General features: G+C 69.2%; 17 protein-coding genes. 6 read left to right on the forward strand and 11 right to left on the reverse strand.

The features are described from left to right. Positions 1-152: 152 nt before the first annotated feature. Both xth and KTN05_RS01905 read right to left on the reverse strand, forming a co-directional pair. Positions 153-941, reverse strand: coding sequence for an exodeoxyribonuclease III (xth, locus tag KTN05_RS01900; protein WP_217327682.1), 789 nt, complete (start codon positions 939-941; stop codon positions 153-155). A 51-nt stretch (positions 942-992) separates the two neighbouring features. After that, positions 993-2,072, reverse strand: coding sequence for a PA0069 family radical SAM protein (locus tag KTN05_RS01905; RefSeq protein WP_217327683.1), 1,080 nt, complete (start codon positions 2,070-2,072; stop codon positions 993-995). 135 nt (positions 2,073-2,207) lie between these two features. On the opposite strand from KTN05_RS01905, the gene KTN05_RS01910 reads away from it, so the two are divergent. After that, on the forward strand, positions 2,208-2,408 hold the full coding sequence (locus tag KTN05_RS01910) for a hypothetical protein (protein WP_217327684.1): 201 nt from the start codon (positions 2,208-2,210) through the stop codon (positions 2,406-2,408). A gap of 17 nt (positions 2,409-2,425) precedes the next feature. Here the strand turns inward: KTN05_RS01910 and KTN05_RS01915 are convergent, their stop codons facing one another. The 5 genes from KTN05_RS01915 to KTN05_RS01935 form a co-directional block, all read right to left on the reverse strand. Continuing rightward, complete coding sequence (locus KTN05_RS01915; RefSeq protein WP_217327876.1) at positions 2,426-3,010, reverse strand: HNH endonuclease; 585 nt, start codon at positions 3,008-3,010, stop codon at positions 2,426-2,428. A gap of 170 nt (positions 3,011-3,180) precedes the next feature. Next, positions 3,181-4,116, reverse strand: coding sequence for a hypothetical protein (locus KTN05_RS01920; protein WP_217327685.1), 936 nt, complete (start codon positions 4,114-4,116; stop codon positions 3,181-3,183). After that, a complete protein-coding gene (locus tag KTN05_RS01925) occupies positions 4,104-4,754 on the reverse strand; it encodes an alpha/beta hydrolase (protein ID WP_217327686.1) in 651 nt (216 codons plus the stop codon). The genes KTN05_RS01920 and KTN05_RS01925 overlap by 13 nt, the downstream gene beginning before the upstream one ends. 31 nt (positions 4,755-4,785) lie before the next feature. Next, positions 4,786-5,409, reverse strand: a complete 624-nt coding sequence (locus KTN05_RS01930; protein WP_217327687.1) for a DNA-3-methyladenine glycosylase 2 family protein — start codon at positions 5,407-5,409, stop codon at positions 4,786-4,788. Continuing rightward, positions 5,406-6,056, reverse strand: a complete 651-nt coding sequence (locus tag KTN05_RS01935) for a GntR family transcriptional regulator (protein WP_217327688.1) — start codon at positions 6,054-6,056, stop codon at positions 5,406-5,408. Before KTN05_RS01935 ends, KTN05_RS01930 begins: the two co-directional genes overlap by 4 nt. A 64-nt stretch (positions 6,057-6,120) precedes the next feature. On the opposite strand from KTN05_RS01935, the gene KTN05_RS01940 reads away from it, so the two are divergent. From KTN05_RS01940 to KTN05_RS01950, 3 genes are read left to right on the forward strand one after another with little or no spacing between them, the layout of a single operon-like run. Next, positions 6,121-6,843 carry a pyrimidine 5'-nucleotidase gene (locus KTN05_RS01940; protein WP_217327689.1) on the forward strand — a complete coding sequence of 241 codons (723 nt, stop codon included), beginning with the start codon at positions 6,121-6,123 and terminating at the stop codon, positions 6,841-6,843. A 29-nt stretch (positions 6,844-6,872) separates the two neighbouring features. Then, the gene (locus KTN05_RS01945) at positions 6,873-7,124 is read left to right on the forward strand and encodes a hypothetical protein (protein ID WP_217327690.1); all 252 of its coding nucleotides are present in this window, start codon (positions 6,873-6,875) and stop codon (positions 7,122-7,124) included. 6 nt (positions 7,125-7,130) lie between these two features. Further along, entirely contained in the window at positions 7,131-8,321 is a 1,191-nt protein-coding gene (locus tag KTN05_RS01950) for a UbiH/UbiF family hydroxylase (RefSeq protein WP_217327691.1), read from the forward strand. A gap of 131 nt (positions 8,322-8,452) precedes the next feature. On the opposite strand, the gene KTN05_RS01955 is transcribed toward KTN05_RS01950, so the two are convergent. Then, the gene (locus KTN05_RS01955; protein ID WP_217327692.1) at positions 8,453-8,908 is read right to left on the reverse strand and encodes an Lrp/AsnC family transcriptional regulator; all 456 of its coding nucleotides are present in this window, start codon (positions 8,906-8,908) and stop codon (positions 8,453-8,455) included. Next, a complete protein-coding gene (locus KTN05_RS01960; RefSeq protein WP_217327693.1) occupies positions 8,905-9,360 on the reverse strand; it encodes an Lrp/AsnC family transcriptional regulator in 456 nt (151 codons plus the stop codon). Before KTN05_RS01960 ends, KTN05_RS01955 begins: the two co-directional genes overlap by 4 nt. Positions 9,361-9,483: 123 nt before the next feature. Between KTN05_RS01960 and ilvC the strand changes: the two genes are divergently transcribed. Further along, positions 9,484-10,506, forward strand: coding sequence for a ketol-acid reductoisomerase (gene ilvC / locus KTN05_RS01965; protein WP_217327694.1), 1,023 nt, complete (start codon positions 9,484-9,486; stop codon positions 10,504-10,506). 147 nt (positions 10,507-10,653) lie between these two features. Beyond that, complete coding sequence (locus tag KTN05_RS01970) at positions 10,654-11,901, forward strand: AI-2E family transporter (protein WP_217327695.1); 1,248 nt, start codon at positions 10,654-10,656, stop codon at positions 11,899-11,901. A 6-nt stretch (positions 11,902-11,907) separates the two neighbouring features. Here KTN05_RS01970 and KTN05_RS01975 read toward each other — a convergent pair whose 3' ends face one another. Beyond that, positions 11,908-12,183, reverse strand: coding sequence for a hypothetical protein (locus KTN05_RS01975; protein WP_217327696.1), 276 nt, complete (start codon positions 12,181-12,183; stop codon positions 11,908-11,910). A 71-nt stretch (positions 12,184-12,254) separates the two neighbouring features. After that, the gene (gene dnaE, locus KTN05_RS01980) at positions 12,255-15,725 is read right to left on the reverse strand and encodes a DNA polymerase III subunit alpha (RefSeq protein WP_217327697.1); all 3,471 of its coding nucleotides are present in this window, start codon (positions 15,723-15,725) and stop codon (positions 12,255-12,257) included. Between the last annotated feature and the right edge of the window lie 46 nt (positions 15,726-15,771).

Here is a 15,771-nt window from a genome sequence, read left to right on the forward strand (position 1 = left end):
TCGTCACGAGGCAGGACGGGCGCGCGGGATCCTTGCCCGACCGAAAGGCCGGTTGGTCGCTGCGTCGGGCGTCCAGTTTCAGCCGGACCGGGACGGCCGCTCGGCTTCTCGGTCGCCCCGCCCGACGAGCCGGTTGGCGGCCCGTCACTGCGTCAGGCGTCCAGTTCCACCCAGACCGGAACGTGATCGCTCGGCTTCTCGGTCGCCCGCTGGTCGCGGTCGATGCCGGCGTCCTTCAGCAGGTCGGCGGCCTGCGGCGAGAGCAGCGCGTGGTCGATGCGGATGCCGTTGTCGCGGTCCCATGCCTGCCGCTGATAGTCCCAGAAGGTGAACGGCCCGCGCGTGGCCTGCGGGGCGCGGATGCGGATCGCGTCGGTCCAGCCCTGATGGACGATCCGGCGGAACGCCGCGCGGCTTTCGGGCAGGAACAGCGCGTCATCGGTCCAGCGTTCCGGGTGGGCGGCGTCGCGCGGCTCGGGGATGACGTTGTAATCGCCCAGCATCACCGCCGGCTGCTCGGCCGCGAGCATGTCCGCCGCGTGCAGCCGCAGCCGTTCCATCCACGCCAGCTTGTAGTCGTATTTCGGCCCCGGCACCGGGTTGCCGTTGGGCAGGTAGAGCCCCGCGACCCGCACCGCATGGCGTTCCCCGATCACCGTGCCTTCGATGAACCGGGCCTGCTCGTCCGCATCGTCGCCGGGCAGGCCGCGGGTCACATCCTCGACCGGCAGGCGCGAGAGGATGGCAACGCCGTTCCAGCTTTTCTGGCCGTGGGTCCAGACGGTCCAGCCCAGATCCTCGATCACCTCGGACGGGAAGCCCTCGTCCTGCGACTTGATCTCCTGCAGGACCACGACATCGGGCTGCGCCTCGGGCAGCCAGGCGGTCAGCTGGTGCAGCCGCGCCTTGATGCCGTTGATGTTGAAACTGGCGATTTTCATGGCGGCGACCCTAGCAGGCGAGCGGGCAGCGGCAAGAGCGGGCTTGGGGCGTCAGAACAGCGAAAGCTGATCGCCCGAGCGCGGCGGCGGCGCGAAGCGGCTGGCGTCCAGCGGCGGGCTTTCCGTCGCATAGCCCAGCCGCTTGCGGGCAAGGCGGAAACGCTGGTGCAGCAGTTCCGCCTCGATCCCCTCGCCCTTCATGCGGGTGCCGAAGCGGGGATCGTTGTCGCGCCCGCCGCGGATCGCCTGAATCCGCGCCATGACGTGATCGGCCTTGCCGGGGTGATGGCGTTGCAGCCAGTCGCGGAACAGCGGCGCGACCTCATGCGGCAGGCGGATCGGGATCATGCTGGCGGTGGCGGCGCCCGCCTCGCGCGCGGCGGTCAGGATCGATTCGACCTCATGGGCGGTCAGCACCGGAATGATCGGCGCGACCATGACGCGCACCGAGACGCCTGCCTCCGCCAGACCCCGGATCATCGCCAGCCGGGTCGCGGGGGCGGGCGCGCGCGGCTCCATCTGTCGGGCCAGCTTCGCGTCCAGCGTCGTCACCGACACGCCGACGAAGACCTGCTGCCGCACCGCCATCGCGCCGATCAGGTCCAGATCGCGCAGGATCGTGCGCCCGCGCGTCACGATGCTGACCGGATGGTTCCAGTCGTGCAGCACCTGAAGGCAGGACCGCATGATGCCGAACCGCGCCTCGGCGGGCTGATAGGGATCGGTGTTGGTGCCGAAGGCGATCGGCCCGACGGCATAGCCGGGCCGCCCGATCTCGGCTTCCAGCAGCCGGGCGGCATCCGGCTTGGCGGTGATCCGCGTCTCGAAATCCAGACCGGGGGAAAGGCCCAGATAGGCGTGGCTCGGCCGCGCGAAGCAGTAGATGCAGCCATGCTCGCAGCCGCGATAGGGGTTCACCGAGCGGTCGAACGGCACGTCGGGCGACTGGTTGCGGGTGATGATCCGGCGCGGCTGCTCGGTCGTCACCTCGGTCCGCAGCAGATGCTCGTCGGGCGGGCTGTCCCAGCCGTCATCCTCGCGCACGGGCTGATACGGCTCGAACCGCCCCGCCGGGCGATGGGCGGCGCCGCGGGCTTTGAGGACTTCGTCGGGATCGCGGGGCGGAAGCATGGGGCCATGCTAGAACATTCAGGGAACACCCTGCAAGCGGCAACAGTTCGCCGGAACATTCACCCTGTTCACAGGTTGGTCTTTCAACCTGACGCCACCGGCTCCATATTGATCCTGCCGCCACAGGAGGAAGCGATGCCCCTGCCCCATTTCCTGATCACGCTCGCTGCCGTGATCCTTGCCGTGGGCGCCACGATCTGGCTGGCGGTCGCTGTCGGGCTGCCGTTCAAGGCGGTGCTGCTGGGGGCGCTGGTCGGCGCGGTGGTCGTGCATCTTTCCGGCGCGTTCGCCCGCAGCGATGACGGCCCCGATCACCGGCACGACGGCGCGCACTGACGCGGGCGCGGGACGCCTCAGCTTTCCAGCTCGGCGTCCCAGTAGAGAAAATCCATCCAGCTATGATGCAGGTGGTTCGGCGGAAAGCGCCGGCCGACGGTGTGCATGTCCTCGGCCGTGGGCCGGGCGGGCGGGCGGCGCAGCTTCAGCCCCGAGTTCCGCAGGCTCTTGTTCGCCTTCCTCAGGTTGCAGGGCGAGCAGGCGGCGACCACGTTCTCCCAACTGGTCACGCCGCCGCGCGAGCGGGGCACCACATGGTCGAAGGTCAGATCCCCTCGCGCCCCGCAATACTGGCAACAGAATTCGTCCCTCAGAAAAAGATTGAAGCGCGTGAATGCCACGCGCTTCTGGGGTTTGACGAACTCTTTCAGCACCACGACCGAGGGTATTCGGATCGCGGCGCGCTGACTGCGCACCACCTCGTCATATTCGGCGATGATCGTCACCCGGTCCAGGAAGACGGCCTTGATCGCCTCCTGCCACGGCCAGAGCGACAGGGGATAGTAGGATAGCGGCCGGAAATCCGCGTTCAGCACCAGCGCCGGGTTGCGCCTGAGCGAGCCGGGCTCACGCACGAAGTGGGTGCGGAAGTCATTATCCAGACTGTGGTTGTCGAGCATTCGCGCCTCCCCGAAGTGGACGGGTCCGGTGCCGGACTCAGTGCTGCGGTGCAGCCTACTTCCGGTAGCAGAGATACGGCAACCCCCTGCATGTTGCCTTGCGCCCGAACCACGACATCGGGATAGCGAAGGGACGACGCTGCGATGACTTCTCAGCCGAGGCGCGGGGGATCAGGACTGCCCCGTTCCGCCCAGGCCGAGATCGCGGCGTGAAGCTCGGCCATCGGCCCCGGATCGGGATCGACGTCACGAAGGGCAGTGGCGAGAAGCGATGAGCTTTGCTTCCGCTTCTCGTTCGGATGGGTTGCAAAGACGCGGGCGGTGTTGGCAAGCGTCACGTTCGACGTGCCCAGTTCCGCCTGAAGGCCCGCGAGCAGCGCCGACCGGACGAGGTTGGGTTGGTCGGTCGGCAACGCGTTGACGCGGCGCACCAGTTCGATCGCGTGGGGCGGCGCGGCCCCGTGAATGCGGGGCGGCGCGTCGCCGGGGCGCCGGGCCACGCCCAGCAGGGTCAGCAGCGCGCCGAACCAGTCTTCCTCGACGCTGGCCCGGACGACCTGATCCGCCTGCGCGATCGCCTGCATCTCGGCGCCCCTCGCCTCGACATCCAGCAGCCAGCGGGCGTCCGACCTTCTGACGAAATCATCGAACGTGTCGAATATCAGCGGCGCCCGCTGGATGCTGGGGTTGATGATGCGCTGCGCCCAGATCGATCGCAGCCACCCTTCTTCGCTGCGCGTCAGCAGGAAAAGCGTGACGGCCCGACCACCCGCCGCCCCGGCGAGCGCATCGGCCGCCGCGCGGGGAAACTGCCGATAGCGCGGGGCGAATCCCTCGTTCGAGACCAGCATCGTCGGCGCGCGGCTTTCCGCCACATCGCGGGCCAGCGTATCGGCACGGCCCTTCAGCAATTCGGGCACCAGCGCGTGGTGCTTCTTCATCGGATGCTCGGACCGGGGATCGGGATAATCCACGCCCTCGGCGGCCAGCCGCTCCCGCTGTCCGTCGCACCAGAACTGAAGGGCCGAGCTTGCCGCCTTGGGCAGCCCGACATGCAGGATCAGCCGGTCGCGACTCAGCCCAGGCATTGGCGGATGAACGCCAGCGCGACGCCGAGGCCGTCGGGCGAGATGCCGTGGCCGGTGTTCTTCATCACGTGGCTGTAAACGGTAAAGCCCGCCCCGGTCAGCGCGTCGCCCGCCAGTCCCATGTCGGCGAACGGCACCATCTGGTCCTGATCGCCGTGGACCAGCAGGACCGGCGGCTTCACCGTCACCTCGTCCAGCAGTTCCGGCGCCAGCAGCCGCCCCGAGAAGCCGACGATCCCCGCGACCGCCTCGGCCCGGCGCGGCACCACATGCAGCGCCATCATCGTGCCCTGCGAGAAGCCGACGACGACCATGCGGTCCGCCGTCAGCCCCTCGGCCTTCAGCACCTCGTCGAGATAGTGGTTCAGGTCCTCGACCGAACGGCCCATCGCTTCCCGCGCCTGCGCCTCGGTCGAGCCGTCCAGCCACGGAATCGGAAACCACTGCCGGCCCATCGGATTGTTGATGCTGGGCTCGGGCGCGTCGGGGGCGTGGAAGGCGGTCCCCGGCAGATGCGGCGACAGCGGGTCGGCCAGTCCCAGAAGGTCGGCCCCGTCCGCCCCATAGCCGTGCAGCAGCACCACCACCGAACTCGCCTTTTCCGGCCCGCGCCGGTCGGATTGCAGCTTGCGCACCATGTCTTCCGTTCCCTCGCTTCACTCGGCGGTCTTATCGGATACCTTCGCGCCCCTTGGCCACCCGGTAATAAGCCCAGAGCGCCCGCGCCGCGACCGAGCGCCACGGCCGCCACGGCTCGGCCAGTTCGACCAGCGCCGCCGGTCTGGGCCGCGCCGGCAGGTCGAACAGCAACCGCGCCGATTCCTGCAGCGCAAGATCGCCCGCCGCGAAGGCGTCGGCCCGGCCGAGCGCGAACATCAGATAGATGTCCGCCGTCCACTGCCCGATGCCTGGCAGCGCAACCAGCAGCGCCGCCGCCTCGTCGTCGGGCAAGGCGCGCAGCCTGTGCCAATCGGGCGCGGCCTCGGCGATGCCGCGCAGATAGCGGATCTTCGGCCCCGACAGCCCGCAGGCCCGCAGCGCCTCGTCGGCGGCCGAGGCGATGGACCCCGCCTCGGTCAGCCCCGCCTCGGCCAGCCGCGCCGCAATGGCCTCCGCCGCGTGGGTCGAAAGCTGCTGCGAGACGACCGCACTCAGGATCGCCGCGAACCCGTCCTCACGCCGCCGCAGCGGCAGCGGCCCGATCTCGGGCAGCACCCGCGCCCAGATCGGGCTGACCTGGGCCAGATGCGCGGCCCCCTCCTCCAGATCGGCGGCGGTGGCGATCACTCTCACCGCTTGCGCTCCTGCTCGACCGTGGCGGCCCAGTCCATCGCCCCCTGCCGCAGCCGAGTCTCGTAGGCGAGGGAGATATGGGCCCGCAGCGCGGCGTCAGCGGCATCGGGATCGCCCGCGGCGATGGCGTCCACGATGGCGCGGTGCTCGGCCAGCGAATCCTCGCCCCGCCCCGGCACGGCCAGCGAGGAATGCGCCATCAGCGCCATCGTGCGGTGAACGATGTCGAGCTGCTGCACCAGATAGCGGTTGTGCGAAGCCAGGTGGATCTGGTGGTGGAACCGCCGGTTCGCCCGCGCCAGCGCCTGCGCGTCGTCGAGAATTGCGCGATCCTCCTCGATCATCGCGCCCAGAACCCGCACCTCCTCGCGGCTGGCGTGGCGGGCGGCGAGCCGGGCGGCCAGCGCCTCGAGTTCCGTGCGGACGGCGTAAAGCTCGGTCAACTGATTGTGGTCCAGCGCGGCCACGATCAGGCTGCGCCCGTCGCGGGTCAGCATCGACTGCGTTTCCAGCCGCTGCAGCGCCTCGCGAACGGGGGTGCGGCTGACGCCGAACCGCTCGGCCAGCTCGGATTCGACCAGCCGGTCGCCGGGGCGATAGGTGCCGTTGTCGATGGCCGACAGGATCAGGGAATATGCGTCCTTCATGGCGCGCAGTTTCCAGCCCGCCGCGGCGATTGCAAGCGCGGGCGCGCGCGGCTAGGCCGAAGGCATGACCCATCATCGCCCCGCCACGCCCGAACTTCGCTCCGCCTTTGCCGGTGTGAATGTCTGGATCTTCGATCTGGACAACACGCTCTACCCGCCCGAGATCCGGCTTTTCGACCAGATCCAAGGCCGCATGACCGCCTGGGTCGCACGCGAACTCGGGCTGGAACAGGCAGCCGCCGACACCCTGCGCGCGCAATACTGGCGCGACCACGGCACCACGCTGGCCGGGCTGATGGCCGAGCACAGGATCGACCCGGCCGCCTATCTGCTGGATGTTCACGACATCGACTTCTCGGCCCTGACGCCGGACGAGTCGCTGGCCGCCGCCATCACCGCCCTGCCCGGCCGCAAGATCGTCCACACCAACGCCGACGCCCATTACGCGGGCAAGGTGCTGGCCCGTCGCGGCCTCGCCTGCTTCGAGGCGGTTTACGGGATCGAGGAATGCGGCTTCCACCCCAAGCCCGACCCGCGCTCCTTTGCCGCAGTGCTGGACGCGCACGGCATCGACCCGCAGGCGGCGGCGATGTTCGAGGATGACCCGCGCAATCTGGAAGTGCCGTATTCGCTGGGAATGCGAACGATTCTCGTGGGTTCCGGCCGCCACGGACCCGACGAGCTGGACGTTGGTCACGCGCATGGACCGCATGTCCAGCACCGCACGGCCGACCTTTCGGGCTTCCTCGCGCAGCTTGCCCCGGCGCCCTCGGCCATGGCAAGGTGAGGGGCGAAAACCCAAGGATCGAGGTTTCCATGTCCACTCAAACCCATGCGGCCGACCACTCGGCGGTCGATGCGATCGGCGAGGCGGTCAGCCCCGATGCCGACCTGCAGAGCCGCCGCGAGCTCGAGATCGCGACCTGGCTGCTCGTCGGCGTGGCGATGCTGGTCGTCTTCATCGCCGTGCTGGTGTGGCTGTTCGGCCTGCCGGTGCTGGGGATCGTCGGCCTGATCGCGACCGTCCTGGTGTTCGCCATCCTCACCGCCTACGCCGCCGGGTTCTGACCTCCGATGGAGCCGCGCAGCGTCGATGTGCTGGTCTCGGGCGGCGGGATCGCCGGGCTGATCGCCGCCGCGGCCTTCGGGGCCGAGGGGCGGCGCGTCCTCTGCGTCGATCCCGCCCCGCCCGTGACCGAGGAAGCGGCGGCGGGCGCCGACCTGCGGACCACGGCGTTCCTGCAACCCGCGGTCGATCTGCTGGCACGGATCGGCCTCTGGGACCGGCTGGCGCCCCACGCAACGCCCCTGCAGATCATGCGGATCGTCGATGCGGGCGGCGCCGAGCCGGTTGCGCGGCTGACGCGATCCTTCGACGCCGCCGACATTTCCGACCGGCCGTTCGGCTGGAACCTGCCCAACTGGCTGCTGCGGCGCGAGATCTCCGCCCGGCTCGCCGACCTGCCGGGGGTGGAGTTCCGCCCCGGCACCGGAACCGCCGGGCTGACCCCCCGCGACGACGCCGCCATCGTGCGGCTGAGCGACGGTCAGACCATCGCCGCGCAGCTGGTTGTGGCCGCGGACGGCCGCAACTCGCCGGTGCGCGAGGCGCTGGGGATCGGCGTCCGCACGATCCGCTACGGCCAGAGGGCGCTGGCCTTCGCCGTCACCCACGAGATGCCGCACGGCAATGTCTCGACCGAGATCCATCGCTCGGGCGGGCCGTTCACGCTGGTCCCCCTGCCCGACCGCGACGGCAAGCCCGCCTCCGCCGTGATCTGGATGGAGCGCGCGCCCGAAATCGCCAGCCTCCGCGCCCTGCCACGCGAGGCGTTCGAGCAGGAACTCAACGCCCGTTCGGCCGGGGTGCTGGGGCATCTGACACAGGCGACCGGGCTGACCGAATGGCCGATCATCAGCCAGATCGCCCAGCGCTTCTCCGGCCCGCGCACCGCCCTGATCGCCGAGGCGGCCCATGTCGTCCCGCCCATCGGCGCGCAGGGGCTGAACATGAGCCTCGCCGACCTCGCCGCGCTGCTGGACCTGATGCGCGAACGCCCCGGCGACCCGGCGGCGCTGGCCCGTTACGCCCGCACGCGCCGCGCCGATGCGCTGGCCCGCGTCATGGGCATCGACGCGCTGAACCGCGCCAGCATGGTCGGCCTGCGCCCCCTGCGCGACCTGCGCGCAGCGGCGCTCGGCGGGCTCTATGCGCTGGGTCCGGTGCGGCGCACCCTGATGCGCGCCGGTCTCGGGACGCACTGACCCGCCCGAAGCCGGGGGCTGTCTGCCCCCGAACCCCCGAGGATATTTCGGGCCGCCCGAGAGACACGCCTGCCATTCGGGCGGCCCGAAATATCCCACGGGGGTCTGGGGGTGTGAAACCCCCAGTCGGCCTATCCAAGTGGACCGGGCCTGCGCTCTTCCGACAGCACCACGTTCGCCTCCACCTGCCCCACGCCCGGCAGCGTCATGATCCGCCGCCGCAGAACCCGCTCGAAATCGGCGATGTCGCGGGCGACGATCCGCAGGCGGTAGTCGAAACGCCCGAGGACGTGCTGCACCGTCTGCACCTCGGGGATGGCGATGGCGGCGCGCTCGAAATCCTCCAGCGCGGGGCGGCCGCGGGCGGCAAGGCGGATGCCGAGGAACACCGTCACCCCGAACCCCAGCGCCGCGCGGTCCACGACGATCCGCCGGCCGGCGATCACGCCCGCATCCGTCAGCCGCCTGATCCGCCGCCATGCCGCCGGCTGGGTGAGGCCGACGGCGCGGCCGATTTCCGCCGCGCCCAGCGTCGCGTCGCGGGCGAGCAGCCGCAGGATGGCGGTGTCGGTGGTGTCCAGGCTCACAGCGGCAGCTCCGCGCTGTCCTTGAGGGTCGCCACCAGCATCAGCGGCTCGATATCCGTCACATGCGGCAGCGGCAGGATGCGGCTGCGGTAGATCTCCTGCCAGTGCGCCATGTCGCGGGCGATCACCGACAGGCGGATATCGACCGAGCCGAGGAAGGTCTGGATCTCGATCACCTCCGGCACCTCGCGCGCGGCGGCGGTGAAGGCATCGAAGGCGCGGGGTTCGGTCTTGTCGAGGGTGAAGCGCAGGCTGACCTCGACCTCATACCCGAGCGCGCGCCAGTCGATGCGCGCCTCGATCCCCTGAAGGATGCCGTGTTCGCGCATCCGGTCGAGCCGCCGCCAGAGTGTCGCGGGGGTGACGCCGGCCCGTTCGGCCAGCGCGGCATTGTCGGCGGCGGGATCGGCCAGCATCTGCCGCAGGATGCGGCGGTCGGTGTCGTCGAGCATGATTTTTCCGCGTTCGTCCACTCAGAGGCATGATCTTCTCTGCTTCGGCCGATGACACGACGAGTTTGCAGAGTCCACCCGCCCGGCCCGCGCTATCCCTCTCTCATCACAAGGAGATATGCCATGCGCGTTTACTATGACCGCGACTGCGACGTGAACCTCATCAAGGACAAGAACATCGCCATCCTCGGCTATGGCAGCCAAGGGCACGCCCACGCGCTGAACCTGCGCGACTCGGGCGCCAAGAACCTGGTCGTCGCGCTGCGCGAAGGCTCGCCCAGCCGCGCCAAGGCCGAAGGCGAAGGATTGCAGGTGATGGGCATCGCGGAAGCCGCGAAATGGGCCGATCTCATCATGTTCACCATGCCCGACGAGCTTCAGGCCGAAACCTATCGCAAATACGTCCATGACAACCTGCGCGAAGGCGCCGCCATCGCGTTCGCCCACGGCCTCAACGTGCATTTCGGCCTGATCGAGCCGAAGAAGGGTGTCGATGTCATCATGATGGCGCCCAAGGGCCCCGGCCACACGGTTCGCGGCGAATACGTCAAGGGCGGCGGCGTGCCGTGCCTCGTCGCGGTGGACAACGACGCCTCGGGCAAGGCGCTGGACCTCGCGCTCAGCTACTGCTCGGCCATCGGCGGCGGCCGCTCGGGCATCATCGAGACCGACTTCCGCGAGGAATGCGAGACCGACCTGTTCGGCGAGCAGGCGGTGCTGTGCGGCGGGCTGGTCGAGCTGATCCGCATGGGCTTCGAGACGCTGGTCGAGGCGGGCTACGAGCCCGAGATGGCCTATTTCGAGTGCCTGCACGAGGTGAAGCTGATCGTGGACCTGATCTACGAGGGCGGCATCGCCAACATGAACTACTCGATCAGCAACACCGCCGAGTATGGCGAGTATGTCAGCGGTCCGCGCATCCTGCCCTACGAGGAAACCAAGGCGCGGATGAAGGAAGTCCTGCGCGACATCCAGACCGGCAAGTTCGTGCGCGACTTCATGACCGAAAATGCCGTCGGCCAGCCGTCCTTCAAGGCGACCCGCCGGATCAACGACGAGCACCAGATCGAGCAGGTCGGCGCGAAACTGCGCGAGATGATGCCGTGGATCTCCAAGGGCAAGATGGTGGACCGCGCCCGCAACTGATCGCGGCACCGGGGCCTCGCGCCCGCCCCCATCCATGCAAAGGGCGCCCCACCGGGCGCCCTTTCGCATGGGCTCCGTTCGGCACCGGCGCGGGAACCTTCGCCCCGAGGTCCGGCTTGTTCCCGGCACGGATCGAGGGAGCGCATCATGGCCAGACGAGGCGAGTTCACCGGGCCAGGCGCTGGCGGAGATGGCGGCCGGCAATCGGTTGCGGGGGCCAGTCCGAACATCCGCACGATCCTTCTGGTCCTCATCGCGCTGGTGCTGGCCGGCTGGGCCCTGCGGGCGATGGCCAGCGTGGCCGTGCCGGTGGTGGCCTCGATCCTGATCGCGCTGGCGGTGATGCCGGTGCGCGACTGGGTCCGGCGGAAACTTCCCCGCAAGCTGGGCTGGCTGGGCACCACCGCCGCGATGGCGCTGTTGGTCGCGGTCGTCGCTGTGTTCTTCGGGGCGCTGTGGCTCGGCGCGCAGCAGGTGGTCGCGCAGTTCCCCGGCGGCACTGAACAGGCCGCGGAACTGCTGCCGCAAAGCGGCCCGCCGAACGGCGACACGACCGGACAGGCGATGCCGCTGGGCCTGCCGTCCGGCGTGGCCGAGCCCGCCGACGACGCGGGCGCATCGTCCGCCGGCGGCGGAGCCTCTGACGAGGGCTCCGGCGGGTTGCTGTCGGGTTCGGCCGGCGATCTCGCCACGCGGTTCAGCGATACGATCATCGGTGTCCTGGCCAGTGTCGCGGGCACGGTCCTCAACTCGGCGGTGGCGATCGTCTCGGCGCTGGTGGTGATCTTCTTCCTCGTCCTGCTGACCCTGATCGAAAGCGGCGACTGGCGGCGGAAGATCGCCGCGATCACGAACGGGCGCGACGAATGGCGGCTGACCGAATCGGCCGAGGTGATCGCGCAGAAGGTCCGCGCCTATCTGCTGATCCGGGCGGTGCTCGGGCTCGTCACCGCCGCGCTTTACGGGCTGTGGCTGTGGTTCTTCGGGGCGGGGCTGATCTTCGTCTGGGCGCTTCTGACCCTGCTGCTGAACTTCATCCCCACGGTCGGGTCGATCATCGCCGGCCTGCTGCCGGTCATGTATGTGTTCGTGACGCAGGATTTCGGCACGTCCGTGGCCGTGGGGCTGGGCCTTCTGGCGATCGAGCAGGTGATGGGCAACTATGTCGATCCGAAGGTCTCGGGGAACCGCATCGCGGTGTCGCCGCTGGTCATTCTGGTGGCGCTGCTGTTCTGGGCGTGGATCTGGGGGATTCCCGGCGCGCTGCTGGCCGGGCCGGTCACGGTGTCGCTGATCGTTCTGGGCGCGCATGTCCCGGTCCTGCGCCCCTGGGCGCTGCTGCTGTCGGACCGCACCGACATGGAGGGGCTGGAGGACGCGACCAGCCCCAAGTGAGCCGCGCTACAGGTCGTTATGGGCGTTGATGAGGTCGGCCGTGCGGACGGTCCTGCCATTGGACTGCCGGCACAGATCGGCGCGACGCCCGTTTTCGATCCGCTGGATCACCGTGCCGCCGGTGCCCGCGCAATAGAGCGCCGCCGGATCGACCAGCGCGACCGGCGGCTGCGTGGTGGTTGTCGTTCTACGCGCGGGTTGGGGATCGCCGCAGGCCGCGAGCAGCAGGATGGTGGCCGGAATGGCAGCGCGAAGAGCGGTCGGAATCGGGCGGCGGATCATGGGTGGTCCTTCTGGGTGGGATCTGGTTCGACCCTGCCAATTGCGGGCAGGCTGAGCAACCTTCCGCCGAGCTATTCCTCGGTCACGTCGATCACGCCTTCGACGGCGCGAAGCGCCTGCCGCATCTTCGGCGTCACGGGGACGTTCTGCCCCACCTCGATGTCATAGACCGCCGTCCCCTCGCGCACCCGCATCAGCAGCGGGCCGCGCCCGCGCGACGATGCCGCGATCTCGCCGCTGACCACGCGCAGCCGGTCCAGCACCGCGACCGCCGTCTGGGGGTCCGCGATCTCCACCGCCAGCTTGCCGGAGCCCGCGTCGGCCACCGCATCCTCCAACGGGACCACGCCGCGCGCCAGCAGCTTGACCTGATCGCCCGAGGGTTCCACGTTCACCGTCAGCAGCACGTTCGATCCCGGTTCCAGATGATGGCGGCTCGCGTCCAGCACGTCCGAGAACACCGTCGCCTCGTAAAGCCCGGTCGGGTCCGACAGGGTGACGAAGGCATAGCGCGTGCCCTTGGCCGATTTCTTCTCGGCCCGAGCCGCGACCGTGCCCGCAAGCTGCGCGACCAGCGGCCCGTCGAGCGAGGCCGCCTGCACCTCGGCCAGCGTCATCGCCCCCTTGCGGCGCAGGGCGGGCAGGTAGTCGTCCAGCGGATGGCCGGACAGGTAGAAGCCGATCGCCGTGCGTTCCTCGGCCAGCTTCTCGGCGGGCATCCAGACGGACGCGAGCGCGGGGCGCGGCGGCGGCAGATCCTCGCCGCCCCCGAACAGCGACGACTGGTTGGAGGTGGAGGCCTCCTGCACCGCCGAGGACCAGGCCACCAGCCCGTCCAGCGATTTCAGCACCCGCGCCCGGTTGGCATCCAGCTCGTCGAACGCCCCGGCGCGGGCCAGCATCTCCAGCGCCCGCTTGCCGACCTGCCGCATCGGCACGCGGCGGGCGAAGTCGTTGAGGTCGCGGAACGGCTTGTCGCCCCGCGCCACCACCAGCGTCCGCATCGCCTCGACGCCCACGTTCTTCAGCGCCCCGAGCGCATAGACGATCCGGCCCTGATCGACGCTGAAGCGCGGCTGCGAGCGGTTGACGCATGGCGGGATCACCTCGATCCCCATGCGGTCCACCTCGCGGCGGTAGATCGCCAGCTTGTCGGTCAGGTGGATGTCGCAGTTCATCACCGCGGCCATGAACTCGACCGGGTGGTTCGCCTTGAGCCATGCGGTCTGGTAGCTGACCACCGCATAAGCCGCGGCGTGCGACTTGTTGAAGCCGTAATTGGCGAATTTCTCCAGCAGGTCGAAGACCTCGCCGGCCTTCTTCTCGTCCACCCCCTGCGCCTTGGAGCCTTGGACGAACTTGGGCCGCTCCTTCGCCATCTCCTCGGCGATCTTCTTGCCCATCGCCCGGCGCAGCAGGTCGGCGCCGCCGAGCGAATAGCCCCCCATGACCTGCGCGATCTGCATCACCTGTTCCTGATAGACGATGATGCCCTGCGTTTCCGCGAGGATGTGGTCGATGCTGGGATGGATCGATTCAAGCGGCTGCAAGCCGTTCTTGACCTTGCAGTAGGTCGGGATGTTCTCCATCGGCCCCGGCCGATACAGCGCCACCAGCGCCACGATGTCCTCGATGCAGGTCGGGCGCATCTGCCGCAACGCGTCCATCATGCCGCTGCTTTCGACCTGGAACACCGCGACGGTGCGGGCGCTGGCGAACAGGCGATAGGTCGCCTCGTCGTCCAGCGGGATCAGGTTGATCTCGTCCACCGCGCCGGGCGGCGGGTCGTAAAGCTGCCGCCCGTCCGCCGCGATATGCAGGTGCCGCCCGCCCGCGCGGATCAGGTCCACGGCGTTCTGGATCACGGTCAGCGTCTTCAGGCCGAGGAAGTCGAACTTCACCAGCCCGGCCTGTTCGACCCATTTCATGTTGAACTGGGTGGCCGGCATGTCCGAGCCCGGATCGCGGTAAAGCGGCACAAGCTGATCCAGCGGGCGGTCCCCGATCACGACCCCCGCCGCGTGGGTCGAGGCGTTGCGGTAAAGCCCCTCGACCTGTGCGGCGTATTCCAGCATCCGCGCCACGTTTTCCTCGGCGTCGCGGGCCTCGCGCAGGCGCGGCTCGTCGGCCAGCGCCTTGGTGATGGAGACCGGCTTCACGCCCTCGACCGGGATCATCTTTGACAGCTTGTCCCGCTGGGTGAAGCCCATGCCCAGCACCCGGCCCACGTCATGCACGGCCGCCTTCGACAGCAAAGCGCCGAAGGTGATGATCTGCCCCACCTTCTCGCGCCCGTATTTCTGGCAAACGTAGTCGATCACTTCTTCCCGCCGGTCCATGCAGAAGTCGATATCGAAGTCGGGCATCGAGACGCGCTCAGGGTTCAGGAACCGCTCGAACAGCAGCGAGTAGCGCAGCGGGTCAAGGTCCGTGATCGTCAGCGCATAGGCCACGAGGCTACCCGCCCCCGAGCCGCGCCCCGGCCCCACCGGAATCCCGTTCGTCTTGGCCCATTTGATGAAGTCAGCGACGATCAGGAAATAGCCGGGGAACCCCATCTGCTCGATGATGCCCAGCTCGAAATCCAGCCGGGCGTTATAGTCGTCCACGCTGACCGCATGGGGGATGACGGCCAGCCGCGCGGCAAGGCCGCCCTTGGCCTGACGGCGCAGTTCCTCGACCTCGTCGTCCGCGAAGCGGGGCAGGATCGGCTTGTGCTTGGCGACGGCGAAAGCACAGCGGCGGGCGATTTCCACCGTGTTCTCGATGGCTTCGGGCAGGTCCGCGAACAGGGCCGCCATCTCGGCGGGCGACTTGAAGTGGTGCTGCGCGGTCAGGCGGCGGCGGGGGCCGGGCTGATCGACCATCGCCCGCTCGCGGATGCAGATCAGCGCGTCATGGGCGCCGAACATGTCGGGCGCGGGGAAATACACGTCGTTCGTGGCGACCAGCGGCAGGCCGAGGTCATAGGCGATGTCGATCATCCCGCCTTCGGACGCGGCCTCGGCCGGCATCGGCGCGCCGTTGTCCTGCGTGTGGCGCTGCAGTTCGACATAAAGCCGATCCCCGAACATCCCGTGCAGCGCCTGCGCGTGGGCGCGGGCATCATCCAGCTTGCCCGCGGCGACCAACTGCCCCAGCGGCCCGCCTGCCCCGCCGGACAGGCAGATCAGCCCGGCGGCATGGCTGACAAGCTCGTCCATCGTGACATGGGGCGATGCCTTGCCGGGCGTCACGTAAAGGCAGGTGGACAGCGCCATCAGGTTCATCCACCCGCTCTGGTCCTGCGCCAGCAGCACCACCGGGCCGCTGACGGCCCCGGCGTCCAGCGTGACCTGGCAGCCGACGATAGGCTGCACGCCCTCGTCCAGCGCCTTGACGGAAAACTCCAGCGCCGCGAACAGCGCGTTGGTGTCGGTCAGCGCGACGGCGGGCATGCCGTGCTTGGCCGCCAGACCGGGCAGCTTCTTGACGGGGATCGCGCCTTCCAGAAGCGAATGTTCGGAATGGCAGCGGAGATGGATGAATCGGGGGGTGCTCATGGGCGGCAAGATAGCCGCCCCGCCCCCCGGCGCAATCGCACCGAAG

The organism is Paracoccus sp. Z118 (assembly GCF_019061185.1).
Taxonomy (GTDB): domain Bacteria; phylum Pseudomonadota; class Alphaproteobacteria; order Rhodobacterales; family Rhodobacteraceae; genus Paracoccus.

What these genes read in the sequence shown, in the direction of transcription:
- xth (WP_217327682.1), bottom strand. Translation starts at nt 941, where the DNA reads ATGAAAATCGCCAGTTTCAACATCAACGGCATCAAGGCGCGGCTGCAC.
- KTN05_RS01905 (WP_217327683.1), bottom strand. Translation starts at nt 2,072, where the DNA reads ATGCTTCCGCCCCGCGATCCCGACGAAGTCCTCAAAGCCCGCGGCGCC.
- KTN05_RS01910 (WP_217327684.1), top strand. Translation starts at nt 2,208, where the DNA reads ATGCCCCTGCCCCATTTCCTGATCACGCTCGCTGCCGTGATCCTTGCC.
- KTN05_RS01920 (WP_217327685.1), bottom strand. Translation starts at nt 4,116, where the DNA reads ATGCCTGGGCTGAGTCGCGACCGGCTGATCCTGCATGTCGGGCTGCCC.
- KTN05_RS01925 (WP_217327686.1), bottom strand. Translation starts at nt 4,754, where the DNA reads ATGGTGCGCAAGCTGCAATCCGACCGGCGCGGGCCGGAAAAGGCGAGT.
- KTN05_RS01935 (WP_217327688.1), bottom strand. Translation starts at nt 6,056, where the DNA reads ATGAAGGACGCATATTCCCTGATCCTGTCGGCCATCGACAACGGCACC.
- KTN05_RS01940 (WP_217327689.1), top strand. Translation starts at nt 6,121, where the DNA reads ATGACCCATCATCGCCCCGCCACGCCCGAACTTCGCTCCGCCTTTGCC.
- KTN05_RS01945 (WP_217327690.1), top strand. Translation starts at nt 6,873, where the DNA reads ATGTCCACTCAAACCCATGCGGCCGACCACTCGGCGGTCGATGCGATC.
- KTN05_RS01950 (WP_217327691.1), top strand. Translation starts at nt 7,131, where the DNA reads ATGGAGCCGCGCAGCGTCGATGTGCTGGTCTCGGGCGGCGGGATCGCC.
- KTN05_RS01960 (WP_217327693.1), bottom strand. Translation starts at nt 9,360, where the DNA reads ATGCTCGACGACACCGACCGCCGCATCCTGCGGCAGATGCTGGCCGAT.
- ilvC (WP_217327694.1), top strand. Translation starts at nt 9,484, where the DNA reads ATGCGCGTTTACTATGACCGCGACTGCGACGTGAACCTCATCAAGGAC.
- KTN05_RS01970 (WP_217327695.1), top strand. Translation starts at nt 10,654, where the DNA reads ATGGCCAGACGAGGCGAGTTCACCGGGCCAGGCGCTGGCGGAGATGGC.
- KTN05_RS01975 (WP_217327696.1), bottom strand. Translation starts at nt 12,183, where the DNA reads ATGATCCGCCGCCCGATTCCGACCGCTCTTCGCGCTGCCATTCCGGCC.
- dnaE (WP_217327697.1), bottom strand. Translation starts at nt 15,725, where the DNA reads ATGAGCACCCCCCGATTCATCCATCTCCGCTGCCATTCCGAACATTCG.